Raw genomic sequence first — 13,295 nt, 5'->3', positions numbered from 1 at the left:
ATGTACGAACTCTTCAAGGACCTCGGCTCCTGGCTGACCAGCGGCGCCCAGTGGTCCGGCAGCGACGGCATCGCCCATCGCCTCGCCGAGCACCTCCAGTACTCGCTGCTCGCGACCCTGATCGCCGCCGTGATCGCACTGCCTGTCGGTCTGCTCATCGGGCACACCGGCCGCGGCGCGTTCCTCGCCATCAACCTCTCGTCCTTCGGCCGGGCCCTGCCCACCGTCGGTCTCGTCGTCCTGGTGTTCCTCGCCAGTGGCCTGTCCATGACCCCGGTGTACGTCGCGCTGGTCGCCCTGGCCGTGCCGTCGATCGTCACCAACACCTACGCCGGTATGAGCGCCGTCGACCCGGAGGTGAAGGACGCCGCCCGCGGCCAGGGCATGCGCGGCCACCAGGTCCTGCTCCAGGTCGAGATCCCGCTCGCGCTGCCACTGATCATGACCGGGCTGCGGCTCGCGCTGATCCAGGTCGTGGCGACGGCCACCATCGCCGCGTACGTCAGCTTCGGCGGCCTCGGCCGGTACGTCTTCGACGGCCTCGCCCAGCGCGACCTCGTCCAGGTACTGGGCGGAGCCGTACTCGTCGCGGTGGTCGCCGTCGTACTCGACCTCGCCCTCGCCGCACTCCAGCGCGCCCTGTTCCGACACCGCCGTACAGCCTGAGGAGCCCCAGCCATGAACCGACGTACCCTCCTCGGCGGCCTGTTCGCCGCGGCCTCCGTCCCCGCGCTCGCCGCCTGCAGCAGCGGCATCACCACCCTCGAAGGCGAGGGCACCACTTCGGGCGGCGGGGGCTCCAGCGCCGGCGGCATCACCATCGGCACCGCCAACTTCACGGAGAACCAGATACTCGGCTACCTGTACGCCGCAGCCCTCGAGGCCGCCGGCGTGAAAACCAAGGTCCGCCCCAACCTCGGCACCCGCGAGATCCTCATCCCCGCCCTCAAGGGCGGCGACATCGATCTGCTGCCCGAGTACCAGGGCGCGCTGCTGCACTACCTCGACCCGAAGGCGAAGGCCACCGAGGAGGGCGAGATGCAGAACGCCCTCGCCGTCGCGCTCCCCAAGGGTCTGCAGATCCTCCCGTACGGCATGGCCGAGGACTCCGACGCCTTCGCCGTCACCCGCGAGACCGCCGGCAAGTACGGCCTGAAAACCCTCGCCGACCTCGCCAAGCAGAACGGCAAGCTCGTCATCGGAGCCGCGCCCGAGGTCAAGAAGCGGGTGGTCGGCGTCATCGGTCTGAAGGACGAATACGGCGTGGAATTCAAGGAGTTCAAGTCGCTGGACTCCTCCGGGCCGCTGGTCAAGGGCGCGCTGAAGAAGGGCGACGTGGATGTCGCCAACCTGTTCACCACCGACACCGACATCGCCGATGAGGGCTGGGTGGTGCTGGCCGACCCGAAGAACCTCGTGCCCGGCCAGCATGTCGTCCCGCTGATCGCCGACCGCAAGGCCGACTCCACCGTCCGCAAGGCGCTGGCCCGGCTCGGCGCCGTACTGACGACGGAGCAGCTGACCGAGCTCAACCGGCTGGTCGACAAGGACAAGAAGGACCCTGAAGACGTGGCGAACGACTGGGCGAAGCAGCACGGCCTCACCAAGAAGTAGGGCGCCCGTACCGGCTGTCCCCACCCGGGGGCGGGAGCAACTCCCGACCGGGTGGGGGGCAGGACCGCCCCGGGCAGGACCGCCCCCCAGGTACCCCCAGGGGAAAACAGTGGGGCTAACCCCACTGACGCGACGGCCGGTCGCACGTAGCGTGAACGACTATGGAAGCCCGCGACCCTGAGCTCAAAAAGGAGCTCGACGCCACCCTGCACGCCCGCCGTGAGCTGGGGGAGGAGTACGAGTCCGCACTCGTCGAATCGTTCCTGGAGAAGGTCGAGCAGCGGCTCGACGGCACGGTGGACCGCCGTGTCCGCCGCCAGCTCGCCGAGCAGCAGATGGTGGTCGCCCGTGGCGCCCGCCCGCCGCACTCCTCGGAGTCGAATTTCGGGGAGCGCTTCGGCTTCGGCATCGTCTCGATGATCCTGGCCATCCCGCTCTCGGCGATCGGCGTGGTGAACGCCAACCTCGAGGGCCTGGTGGTGACCTGGCTCGGCATCGTCGGCGTGAACGCGGTCCACGCGGCCAGGGGCTGGCCGTGGTTCCGCCGGCAGCAGCGCGAGAAGTCCGACTGGGAGGACTAGGACATGCCCCGGGGCCGGACCGGCTCGGCCACGGGGCCGGCAAAAAGTCTTGGCGGGGACCGCCGCACCCCCGGCGAACCGGAGGGCGGGACGACGGCGGTCCCCGCGTGGGACACGGTCCCGGGTCAGGGCCGGTCTCCGCGTCCAGGGCGTCTTGGGAGGTCCGGGAGCCGCTCCGGAGGTCCTAGACGCCGCTGTGGGTGTCGGCCGGGTTACCTGCCCGGTCGCCCTGCCGACATCCACCACTGTGCCGGACGCGTGTTAAGCGGGTGCTGCGTGAACGTGACGCGCTCGTACCTTTTTCGCGGCCGGGAGGTCCGGGAGGTTGCCCCCGGACCGGCCGCGACGGAAAACGCGCACGTTTCCGCCGCTAGTTGCCGCCCTTCGCCAGGAACGCCAGCAGGTCCTGACGGCTCACCACACCGGTCGGCTTCCCCTCGACCAGCACGATCGCCGCGTCGGCCTCGCCGAGCACCTTCATCAGGTCGCCGACCGGCTCGCCCGAGCCGACCTGCGGCAGCGGCGAGGACATGTGCTTCTCCAGCGGGTCGGTCAGCGAGGCGCGCTGCGTGAACAGCGCGTCCAGCAGCTCCCGTTCGACGACGGAGCCGATGACCTCCGCGGCCATCACGTCCGGGTGTCCCGCTCCCGGCTTCACGATCGGCATCTGCGAGACGCCGTACTCCCGCAGCACCTCGATCGCCTCGCCGACGGTCTCCTCCGGGTGCATGTGCACCAGGCTCGGGATCTTGCCGCCCTCCTTGTCCTTGAGCACGTCGTTGACGCTCGCGGACGGGCCCTCGCCCTCCAGGAAGCCGTAGTCGGCCATCCACTCGTCGTTGAAGATCTTGCTGAGGTAGCCGCGGCCGCTGTCCGGCAGCAGGACGACCACGACATCGTCGGGGCCGAGCCGCTCGGCCACGCGCAGCGCGGCGACCACCGCCATGCCGCACGAGCCGCCGACGAGCAGCCCCTCCTCCTTGGCGAGGCGGCGCGTCATCTGGAAGGAGTCCTTGTCGGAGACGGCGACGATCTCGTCGGTCACCGTCCGGTCGTACGCACTCGGCCAGAAGTCCTCGCCGACACCCTCGACGAGGTACGGCCGGCCGGAGCCGCCGGAGTACACGGAGCCCTCCGGATCCGCGCCGATGACCATGACCTTCCCGTCGCTGACCTCCTTGAGGTAGCGGCCGGTCCCGGAAATGGTGCCGCCGGTGCCCACGCCCGCGACGAAGTGGGTGATCCGCCCGTCCGTCTGGTCCCAGAGCTCAGGACCGGTGGTCTCGTAGTGCGAGCGGGGGTTGTTGGGGTTGGAGTACTGGTCGGGCTTCCAGGCGCCCGGAGTCTCCCGCACCAGCCGGTCCGAGACGTTGTAGTACGAGTCGGGGTGCTCGGGGTCGACGGCCGTCGGGCAGACGACGACCTCGGCGCCGTACGCACGGAGCACATTGATCTTGTCCGTGGATACCTTGTCCGGGCAGACGAAGATGCACTTGTAGCCCTTCTGCTGGGCCACGATGGCAAGTCCGACACCGGTGTTTCCGCTGGTCGGCTCGACGATCGTGCCGCCGGGCTGCAGCGCGCCGCTCTGCTCGGCCGCCTCGATCATGCGCAGGGCGATCCGGTCCTTCACCGAGCCGCCGGGGTTGAAGTACTCGACCTTGGCCAGGACGGTCGCCTGGATGCCTGCGGTCACGCTGTTCAGCTTCACCAGCGGGGTATTGCCGACAAGACTGATCATCGAGTGGTGGATGCGCACAATGTTTCTCCGGGATCTCCGTAGTGGTGCGGCCAGCGTAAGCCGACGAGCACGGGATTGGGCGACGGTAGCTACGGGGCAGTTAGCTGATGACTGCCGTTGGCTGACGTACGGCCACGAGGTGGCTACGAGGAGGTGGCTCGGACCGTGTCGAGGGCGAGGGTGGCACGACGCATCGCCGCAGGTGCGGCCTACGGCGGCGGCAGCATCGGGCTGCTCGGGGCGGCGGCCGTAGGGGTGGTGCTGGCCGAGGTGCAGCTGGCGAAGCGTTCGGTGGGCGGGGGCAAGGCCCCGGTCCCGCCGCACGGGGACGGCATGTACGGGCTGGCTTTCGGGCGCACCGATCCGCTGTTCCTGGTGGTACTCGGCGACTCGACGGCGGCGGGGCAGGGCGTGCGCCGGGCCGGTCAGACGCCGGGGGCGCTGCTCGCGTCGGGCCTGGCGGCGGTGGCGGAGCGGCCGGTGGAGGTGCTCAATATCGCGCTTCCGGGCGCGATGTCGGACGATCTGGAGCGCCAGGTCACGCTGCTGCTGGCGGACCGGACCCGTACGCCCGACGTCTGCGTGATCATGATTGGCGCAAATGACGTCACGCACCGGATGCCACCCACGCGGTCTGTCCGGTATCTGTCCTCCGCGGTGCGCAGGCTGCGTACGGCGGGCGCGGAGGTGGTGGTCGGCACATGCCCTGATCTGGGCACGATCGAGCCGGTGTACCAGCCGCTGCGCTGGCTGGCCCGCCGGGTCTCGCGGCAGCTGGCCGCGGCCCAGACGATCGTGGTGGTGGAGCAGGGCGGCCGTACGGTCTCGCTGGGCGATCTGCTGGGTCCGGAGTTCGCGGCGAATCCGCGCGAGATGTTCGGCGCGGACAACTACCACCCGTCGGCGGAGGGGTACGCGACGGCGGCGATGGCGATGCTGCCGACGCTCTGCGCGGTGCTGGGGCTGTGGCCGGAGTCGGACCACCCGGAGGCGGACCGCAACGAAGGCGTGCTGCCCGTGGCCAGGGCGGCGGCGACCGCGGCGGCGGAGGCGGGCACGGAGGTCACGGCCGCGAGGGCGCCCTGGGCACTGCTCAAGCACCGCAGGCGCCGGCGCCTTCCGGCACCTTCGCCGACGACGGAGCCGGCAGCGTCGGAGGCGCACCAGGCGTGCACGGGCACGGGAACGTCCGGTGGCACACCGGGCGCAACCGGTCACAACCGGGCACGGGAACGTCCGGACTGAGCGGACGCTTAGAAAAGAGGCCCGCATCACACGGCTCGCACGGTGACCTAAGCGATACGTACGGGTAACTTCCCAGTCAGTCCTGCGTACTCTCGCCCTCCTGGAGCCGTGATGCCCGAAGCCGTGATCGTCTCTGCTGCCCGCTCCCCCATCGGCCGGGCCTTCAAGGGCTCCCTGAAGGATCTGCGCGCCGACGATCTGACCGCCACGATCATCCAGACCGCGCTCGCCAAGGTCCCCGAGCTCGACCCCAAGGACATCGACGACCTGATGCTCGGCTGCGGCCTGCCCGGCGGTGAGCAGGGCCACAACCTCGGCCGGATCATCGCCGTGCAGATGGGGATGGACCACCTCCCCGGCTGCACCGTCACCCGCTACTGTTCCTCCTCGCTCCAGACCTCCCGCATGGCGCTGCACGCCATCAAGGCCGGCGAGGGCGATGTCTTCATCTCGGCCGGTGTCGAGATGGTGTCCCGCTTCGTGAAGGGCAACTCCGACAGCCTGCCGGACACACACAACCCGCTCTTCGCCGAGGCCGAGGCCCGCACCGCCGCCGTCGCCGAGAACGGCGCCGCCGACTGGCACGACCCGCGCGAGGACGGCCTGGTCCCGGACGCGTACATCGCCATGGGCCAGACCGCCGAGAACCTGGCGCGCCTCAAGGGCGTCACCCGCCAGGACATGGACGAGTTCGGCGTACGGTCCCAGAACCTCGCCGAGGAAGCCCTCAAGAACGGCTTCTGGGAGCGCGAGATCACCCCGGTCACGACCCCGGACGGCACGGTCGTCTCCAAGGACGACGGCCCGCGTGCGGGCGTCACCCTGGAGGGCGTGCAGGGCCTGAAGCCGGTCTTCCGCCCCGACGGCTTCGTCACCGCCGCCAACTGCTGCCCGCTCAACGACGGCGCCGCCGCGCTCGTGATCATGAGCGACACCAAGGCGCGCGAGCTCGGCCTGACCCCGCTGGCCCGGATCGTCTCCACCGGCGTTTCCGGCCTCTCCCCCGAGATCATGGGCTACGGCCCGGTCGAGGCCTCCAAGCAGGCGCTCAAGCGCGCCGGCCTGACCATCGACGACATCGACCTGGCCGAGATCAACGAAGCCTTCGCGGCCCAGGTCATCCCGTCCTACCGGGACCTCGGCCTGGACGTGGACAAGGTCAATGTCAACGGTGGCGCCATCGCCGTCGGCCACCCCTTCGGTATGACGGGTGCGCGGATCACCGGCACGCTCATCAACAGCCTGCAGTTCCACGACAAGCAGTTCGGTCTGGAGACCATGTGCGTGGGCGGCGGTCAGGGCATGGCGATGGTCATCGAGCGCCTGAGCTGACGCACTTCTCGGGCCCTTCGGAGCTCAAGTCGTGACTGAATCTCCCCCAGGATGTGACCTATGCCCTGGGGGAGAGCCATTTCCCCAGGTCAGAGTGGTTTTCCTGCTAAACACCGGGGCCAAACTTCTGTCCAATTCGTGACGTAATGCACTGACAGGACGAGCGGGTTCACCGCAAGCTGATGTAGGAAGTCGGGGGGATCGATGAAACAGGGAGTACGTCAGTGAGCGCCATGCCTCTTGCCCTGCTGCTGACCGCGGCCACCGCCACGGCCGTGGGCGCCGCTGCCCTGCACGCCGCCTACCGTCTGCGCAAGCAGGTCACCGCCCTGCGCAACGAGCTGGCCAGGACGCACGGCACCGGCCGCCTCGCGGTCGTACCGCAGGCCCGCGCCACCCCCGCCGCCGAGATACGCGCCGCCGTCGCGGAGGCGCTCGCCGAGGAGCGGGAGCGCGAGCTGGCCGAGGCGCGCGCCTTCTGGGCCGCGCAGGAGACCCGCGACGCGGCGGACGCCCCCTCGCTGCTCGGTGGCCTGGCCGCCCCCGGCGAGGAGCTCCCGTTCTACGTCCCGCGCCAGTCCGATTTCGTGGGTCTGGAGGCGATGGACTTCGACGCGGTCGAGGCCTTCGACGACATGGCGGACCTGCCCGAGGTGACGGAGTTCGCCGAGGACTCCCCCGAGCTGGCCGCCGCCCGCCGCCGCCATCCCTCGCACCCCGACTTCGTGCCGGTCCAGACCCCCGTGGTCACCGACCACGAGCGCACCGTGGCCCGCCTCGAGCAGCTCGCGGAGACGGGTACGGAGCTCACGGACGTACGCCCCGGCCCGCTCGGCACACTCGATGTCTATGCCTTCGCCGACGGCACGACGCTCTGTCTGACCCCCGGCCACCGGGAGACGGCGGAGCGGCTCGCCGAGGCGCTGCGCGCGGGGGACAGCCCGGTGCTGCTGGGCGGCTCCGGTGTCTCCGGCGCGTACGCCCTGACCTTCGCGTGCGGCGAGGAGAGCGTGTACATCCTCGCGGACCGCGTGATCGCGTCGCTCTAGCCCGCCCCACGGGTGCCGGCCCGGCCCCACGGGCTACAGCCCGGCCCCCCTCACGCCAGGCCCGGGCTTACAGCCCCGCCCGGCCCATCGCCGCCCGCACCAGACTCACGGCCTCGTCGACCTCCTCCAGGGATCCGGACGGGGCCGCTCGCAATGCCTCGGCCAAATCCCGCCCGGCCACCATCAGTTGATCCGCAACCGCGAACGGACCCGCGTCGGGCATGATCCGCGGCGCCCTGTCCTGCGCCTCGATCCGCTGGGCCCGCAGCGCCAATTCCCTGGCCAGCGCCAGCCCTTCAGCGGCCGCACCACGCTGCAGCCGGCTCTGCGGCGCGGCCCGCAACCGGTCGGCGAAGCGGTCCACGACGGCCGTGAGCTCAGTGGTATCAAACACGCCGCGACCCTACGCGCCGCCCCCGGCCTGTTGCCAATACGCGAGCGCTCAGGCACGGTGGCGGGAAGGAGCACACGCGCAACGCGTCCGGAGGCGCCGATGTCCCAAGTCTTCTCCGAAGAGACCCATCGAAATCTGCTCTCGCGAATCCCCCATTGCACCGGTCGTGAAATCTCCGACTGGCTCCGCACCGTCGACGAAGGCCCGTCCCTCTTCCGCTTCGAGGAGAAGGTCAGCTGGCTCCGGAGCGAGCACGACCTCGCCTACGGACACGCCAAAGCGATCATCCATGAGTACGACCTGAGGCGGGCAGCGCGCAAACTGCTCTAGCCGCTCCAGGTGTGCCGAAACCGCCGAAGGGCCCACAGGCGGTTGCCTGCGGGCCCTTCGCACGACTACAGCCGACTGCGTCAGTCGTCGCCCTGGAGGATCGACAGCAGTCGCAGCATCTCCAGGTAGATCCACACCAGGGTCATGGTGAGGCCGAAGGCCGCCAGCCAGGACTCCTCGCGCGGAGCGCCGTACGTGACCCCGTCCTCGACCTGCTTGAAGTCGAGGGCCAGGAAGCACGCGCCGAGGATGATGCCGATGACACCGAAGAGGATGCCGAGGCCACCGCTGCGGAAGCCGAGGCCGTCACCGCCGCCGAACAGGGCGAACAGCAGGTTCACGGCCATGAGCAGCATGAAGCCCATGGCAGCTGCCATCACGAAGCCGTAGAAGCGGCGGTTGACCCGGATCAGCCGGGTCTTGTACGCGATGAGCACACCGACGAAGACACACATGGTGCCCATGACGGCCTGCACCACCGTGCCCGGGCCGATGTAGGTGCTGACGGCGCTGGAGATCACTCCGAGGAAGACACCCTCGAAGGCCGCGTACGCCAGGATGAGCGCCGGGACCGGCTTGCGCTTGAACGCCTGGATGAGCGAAAGGACCATGGCCACCAGGGCCGCGCCGATCGCGATGCCGTACGACTTGCCGATATTGGCTTCGTCGACCGGCAGCGCGACCCAGGCGAGCACCGCGGTGAGGACGACCGTGCCGAGCGTCATGGCGGTACGCGCCACGACGTCGTCGATGGTCATCACATTGGCGCGGGCAGGAGCCTGCGGGCCGGCGCCGTACTGCGCGTCCGCCGGTGCGTAAGGGTTGGTCGCGTACGGGTTGCCCGCGCCCTGGGCGTAGGGGTTGGTTCCTACGGCGGGGCCCCCGGCCTGCGGCTGCTGCGCGTTGAAACCCGCGTAGCCGTTGTCGCGGCTGAACCCCCGTCGCGAGAAGACCGGGTTACTGCTCCTCATTTCACTCCTCCATGGCCACCCTGCGCGGCCTTGACGACAAGAGTAATGCGAAGGCAAAAGCAACACTCTAGTGCTCGGGGAGGATCTTTCCAGGATCGTGACCGGACCCGCATCCAGGACGGCGCCCCGGCGGGGCGGTCAGCTGCAGGTGGAAGGGGCGATGAAGTGCCCGGAGCCGGACTTGAACCGGCACGCCCCCGAGGGGCAGCGAGGTTTAAGCTCGCCGTGTCTGCATTCCACCATCCGGGCAAGGCGTGCGGTCCGCTTCGGCCCCTGAGCCTATCCGGGTGGATCTACCGGTCTGCGGGCCCTGTGGCCCGATGTTGTCTTATTTTATTGGCTTCTGAGGGTGCGTCAGTGCAGGTAAGGGGGCATTCGTACCCGCACCGCACGGCCGCCGGCCGCCCTCACGCCATCACGGGAATGACGGAAAGTCGCCTCCTCGCGTCTCAGGGACGCCGTCATACCAAAGGAGGAGGAACGGGCCGTGCGGTCCGACCCAAGTGGGCCCTGGGAACGGGCATCCGGACGGACGATCCGCGGCCGGGCGGCGGACAGGATGGGGTGGTCCCCTCAACCACCTCGACAGGAGCCTCCCTCGTGACCACCACCCCCATCGCTCACCGCGCCACCGCAGTGGCCGCCCGCGCCACGGAACTGTCCAAGGTGTACGGACAGGGCGAGACCCAGGTGGTCGCGCTGGACCGGGTCACCGTGGACTTCCGGCAGGCGGAGTTCACCGCGATCATGGGGCCGTCCGGCTCCGGCAAGTCCACGCTGATGCACTGCGTGGCCGGCCTGGACAGCTTCAGCTCCGGGTCCGTACGGATCGGTGAGACCGAGCTCGGGTCGCTCAAGGACAAGCAGCTGACCCAGCTGCGCCGGGACAAGATCGGCTTCATCTTCCAGGCGTTCAACCTGCTGCCGACGCTGACCGGTCTGGAGAACATCACCCTCCCGATGGACATCGCGGGCCGCAAGCCGGACAAGCAGTGGCTGCAGCGAGTCATCGACATGGTGGGCCTGCAGGACCGGCTCAGCCACCGCCCCACCGAGCTCTCGGGCGGCCAGCAGCAGCGCGTCGCCGTCGCCCGCGCCCTGGCCTCCCAGCCGGAGATCATCTTCGGTGACGAGCCGACCGGAAACCTGGACTCGCGCTCCGGCGCGGAGGTGCTGGGCTTCCTGCGCAACTCCGTACGCGAGATGGGGCAGACCGTCGTCATGGTCACGCACGACCCGGTGGCCGCCTCCTACGCCGACCGGGTGATCTTCCTGGCCGACGGCCGGATCGTCGACGAGATGCTGCACCCCACCGCGGACGGCGTCCTCGACCGGATGAAGGAGTTCGACGCCAGGGGCCGGACCAGCTGAACGACCGCTGACCCGTAGACCTCCGGCTCTCACACCAGGACTGACTCAGACATGTTCCGTACCGCCCTGCGCAATGTGCTTGCGCACAAGGCCAGACTGCTGATGACCGTACTCGCCGTAATGCTCGGCGTGGCCTTCGTCTCCGGCACCCTGGTCTTCACCGACACCCTCGGCAACGCCTACCGCAAGCAGTCGGCCAAGAGCTACGACGACGTCGCGGTCGCCGTCACCACGTACGCCGGCCAGACCGACGGCAAGAAGAACGCCGGGATCGACACCAAGACCCTGGAGAGGATCCGGGGTCTGGACGGGGTCGCCGGCGCCACCGGGCGGGTCTCCGGCTTCGCCGGCGTCGCCGACCAGGACGGCAAGCTGATCGGCAACGGCTGGTCCAACACCGGTGCGAACTTCGCCCCCGGCAAGGACGGCAAGGACGCCCAGTACACCTTCACCGACGGCTCGGGCCCGGTGAAGGACAGTCAGATCGCTCTCGACCAGGACTCCGCCACCAAGGGCAAGTACGAGGTCGGGGACATCGTGCGGGTCGCGACCAACGGCCCGGTGAAGGAGTACACCCTCTCGGGTGTCTTCACCACCGAGGACGGCGCCGTCAACGCAGGCGGCAGCCTGGTTCTCTTCGACACCCCGGTCGCGCAGAAGCTGTATCTGCAGCCCGGCTACTTCAAGGACGTCACCGTCACCGCAGCGGCCGGAGCCTCCGACCAGAAGATCCTGGACACGGTCAAGCCGCTGCTGCCCAAGGACGCCGAGGCGCAGACCGGCAAGCAGCTCGCCGACGACCAGGCCCGGGAGATCGAGGAAGGCCTCAGCAACCTCAACACGACGCTGCTCGCCTTCGCGGCCATCGCGCTCTTCGTCGGCGTCTTCCTGATCGCCAACACCTTCACCATGCTGGTCGCCCAGCGCACCAGGGAGCTGGCGCTGATGCGCGCCGTCGGCGCCTCGCGCCGCCAGGTCAAGCGCTCGGTGATGCTCGAGGCGCTGGTCGTCGGCGCACTCGCCTCCGTGATCGGCTTCGTCCTCGGCATCGGGCTGGCGACCGGGCTGCGTTCCGCGATGACCTCCTTCGGTGCGAAGGTGCCGGCGGGTCCGCTGATCATCTCGCCCACCGCGATCGCTTCCGCCCTCGCGGTCGGTGTGCTGGTCACCGTGCTCGCCGCGTGGCTGCCCGCCCGCCGGGCCGCGAAGATCCCGCCGGTGGCGGCGATGAGCAGCGTGCACGCGGTGGCGACCACCAAGTCGCTGGTCGTACGGAACTCCATCGGCGGTCTGATCACGCTGCTCGGCGCGGCCGGGATCCTCGGCGGCGCGGCGGTCGGCAAGGACGGCCGGATGCTCATCGCGGGCGGCGCGTTCCTGACGATGATCGGCATCATCGTGCTGATTCCGCTGCTGTCCCGTCCCGTGATCGCGCTGGCGCGTCCGCTGCTGCACCGGGTGTTCGGAGTGTCCGGCAAGCTGGCCGGCCAGAACGCGGTCCGCAATCCGCGCCGTACCGGAGCCACCGCCTCGGCGCTGGCCATCGGTCTGACTCTGGTCACCGGCCTCTCGGTGCTCGGCGTCACGATGGGCCGTGCCGTGGACAAGATCACCACGGACAACATCAGGGCCGACTACATGGTGACGATGGCCGGCGGCGGTGCGCTGGACAAGTCGGCGCTGACCGCGCTGGAGAAGGCCAAGGGTGTCAGCGCGGTCTCCCCGCAGCAGGCCACCTCGCTGGAGATCAAGGGCGAATGGCACTCGGTCTCCGCGGTCACTCCCGGGGACGTGGAGAAGGTCTTCGACCTCAAGACGGTCTCCGGCTCCCTGGCCACCCTCGGCAAGGGCCAGATCGCGGTCGCCGAGAAGACCGCCAAGTCCAACGGCTGGAAGCCCGGTGACTCGCTGTCGGTGAAGTTCGGCGACGACCATGACGGCGGCAAGGCCGAGACGAAGAACCTGACGGTCGGCGCGGTCTACACAGACAACGAGTTCCTCTCGCCGGTGCTGGTGTCCACGGACATCGTCGCTCCGTACGAGGCGAAGCCGTACATCCCCGAGATCTGGGTGAAGATGGACGGCGGCCCGACCAAGGCCAACGAGCAGGCGCTGGTGGACGCGCTGGGTAACAGCCCGGCGATGAGCGTCATGGACCAGCAGGACATCCGGAACAAGTTCGGCGGCATGATCAACACCCTGCTGAACATCATGTACGGACTGCTGGCGATGGCCCTGATCATCGCGGTCCTCGGCGTCATCAACACCCTCGCGATGTCCGTCTTCGAGCGTCAGCAGGAGATCGGCATGCTGCGGGCGATCGGCCTGGACCGCCGCAAGGTCAAGCGCATGATCCGCCTGGAGGCGGTGGTGATCTCGGTCTTCGGCGCGGTGATCGGGGTCGGGCTCGGGTCCTTCCTGGCCTGGGCGATCGGCGAGACGATCAGGAAGCAGATCCCCGGGTACGCGCTGGTCATGCCGTGGGACCGGATCGGGATCTTCCTGCTGCTCGCCGGTGTGGTCGGGGTGCTGGCCGCGCTGTGGCCGGCGCGCAGTGCCGCGAAGCTGAACATGCTGACGGCGATCAAGACCGAGTAGGTCCTGTACGCCGCAAGGGCCCCGCGACCTGTGCAGGTCGCGGGGCCCTTGCGCTTGCGGGGCCCTTGC

At 69.4% G+C, this 13,295-nt stretch carries 12 protein-coding genes and 1 tRNA gene; 9 read left to right on the top strand and 4 right to left on the bottom strand.

The genetic code is table 11. The features are described from left to right. From ACFWDI_RS02110 to ACFWDI_RS02100, 3 genes are all read left to right on the top strand, one after another. Positions 1-666 (top strand): ABC transporter permease, encoded by a 666-nt coding sequence (locus ACFWDI_RS02110; protein ID WP_362682556.1) that lies wholly within the window; start codon positions 1-3, stop codon positions 664-666. 12 nt (positions 667-678) lie between these two features. Further along, a complete protein-coding gene (locus ACFWDI_RS02105; protein WP_385300773.1) occupies positions 679-1,614 on the top strand; it encodes an ABC transporter substrate-binding protein in 936 nt (311 codons plus the stop codon). 161 nt (positions 1,615-1,775) lie between these two features. After that, entirely contained in the window at positions 1,776-2,195 is a 420-nt protein-coding gene (locus ACFWDI_RS02100) for a hypothetical protein (protein ID WP_327324029.1), read from the top strand. A 370-nt stretch (positions 2,196-2,565) separates the two neighbouring features. Here the strand turns inward: ACFWDI_RS02100 and ACFWDI_RS02095 are convergent, their stop codons facing one another. Beyond that, a complete protein-coding gene (locus ACFWDI_RS02095) occupies positions 2,566-3,954 on the bottom strand; it encodes a cystathionine beta-synthase (protein WP_385300771.1) in 1,389 nt (462 codons plus the stop codon). Positions 3,955-4,116: 162 nt separating this feature from the next. On the opposite strand from ACFWDI_RS02095, the gene ACFWDI_RS02090 reads away from it, so the two are divergent. The 3 genes from ACFWDI_RS02090 (at position 4,117) to ACFWDI_RS02080 (ending at position 7,562) form a co-directional block, all read left to right on the top strand. Further along, the gene (locus ACFWDI_RS02090) at positions 4,117-5,181 is read left to right on the top strand and encodes an SGNH/GDSL hydrolase family protein (protein ID WP_385300770.1); all 1,065 of its coding nucleotides are present in this window, start codon (positions 4,117-4,119) and stop codon (positions 5,179-5,181) included. A gap of 111 nt (positions 5,182-5,292) precedes the next feature. After that, complete coding sequence (locus tag ACFWDI_RS02085; protein WP_385300769.1) at positions 5,293-6,513, top strand: acetyl-CoA C-acetyltransferase; 1,221 nt, start codon at positions 5,293-5,295, stop codon at positions 6,511-6,513. Between the two features lie 224 nt (positions 6,514-6,737). Further along, the gene (locus tag ACFWDI_RS02080; RefSeq protein WP_385300768.1) at positions 6,738-7,562 is read left to right on the top strand and encodes a hypothetical protein; all 825 of its coding nucleotides are present in this window, start codon (positions 6,738-6,740) and stop codon (positions 7,560-7,562) included. A gap of 67 nt (positions 7,563-7,629) precedes the next feature. Here ACFWDI_RS02080 and ACFWDI_RS02075 read toward each other — a convergent pair whose 3' ends face one another. Next, positions 7,630-7,956 carry a hypothetical protein gene (locus ACFWDI_RS02075; protein ID WP_385300766.1) on the bottom strand — a complete coding sequence of 109 codons (327 nt, stop codon included), beginning with the start codon at positions 7,954-7,956 and terminating at the stop codon, positions 7,630-7,632. 99 nt (positions 7,957-8,055) lie between these two features. Here ACFWDI_RS02075 and ACFWDI_RS02070 point away from each other — a divergent pair, with 99 nt between their 5' ends. After that, entirely contained in the window at positions 8,056-8,286 is a 231-nt protein-coding gene (locus tag ACFWDI_RS02070) for a DUF4287 domain-containing protein (RefSeq protein WP_327324042.1), read from the top strand. An 80-nt stretch (positions 8,287-8,366) separates the two neighbouring features. Here ACFWDI_RS02070 and ACFWDI_RS02065 read toward each other — a convergent pair whose 3' ends face one another. Both ACFWDI_RS02065 and ACFWDI_RS02060 read right to left on the bottom strand, forming a co-directional pair. Beyond that, a complete protein-coding gene (locus ACFWDI_RS02065) occupies positions 8,367-9,257 on the bottom strand; it encodes a Bax inhibitor-1/YccA family protein (RefSeq protein WP_385300765.1) in 891 nt (296 codons plus the stop codon). Between the two features lie 166 nt (positions 9,258-9,423). Next, positions 9,424-9,506, bottom strand: a tRNA-Leu gene (locus tag ACFWDI_RS02060). A 351-nt stretch (positions 9,507-9,857) separates the two neighbouring features. Here ACFWDI_RS02060 and ACFWDI_RS02055 point away from each other — a divergent pair. Both ACFWDI_RS02055 and ACFWDI_RS02050 read left to right on the top strand, forming a co-directional pair. Next, on the top strand, positions 9,858-10,628 hold the full coding sequence (locus ACFWDI_RS02055) for an ABC transporter ATP-binding protein (RefSeq protein WP_327324044.1): 771 nt from the start codon (positions 9,858-9,860) through the stop codon (positions 10,626-10,628). Between the two features lie 51 nt (positions 10,629-10,679). Beyond that, positions 10,680-13,226, top strand: a complete 2,547-nt coding sequence (locus ACFWDI_RS02050) for an ABC transporter permease (RefSeq protein WP_385300764.1) — start codon at positions 10,680-10,682, stop codon at positions 13,224-13,226. Positions 13,227-13,295 lie beyond the last annotated feature (69 nt).

Origin of the sequence: Streptomyces sp. NPDC060064 (assembly GCF_042736455.1) — a bacterium.
Lineage (GTDB): Bacteria > Actinomycetota > Actinomycetes > Streptomycetales > Streptomycetaceae > Streptomyces.
This window is presented reverse-complemented; position numbering and strand designations above follow the sequence as displayed.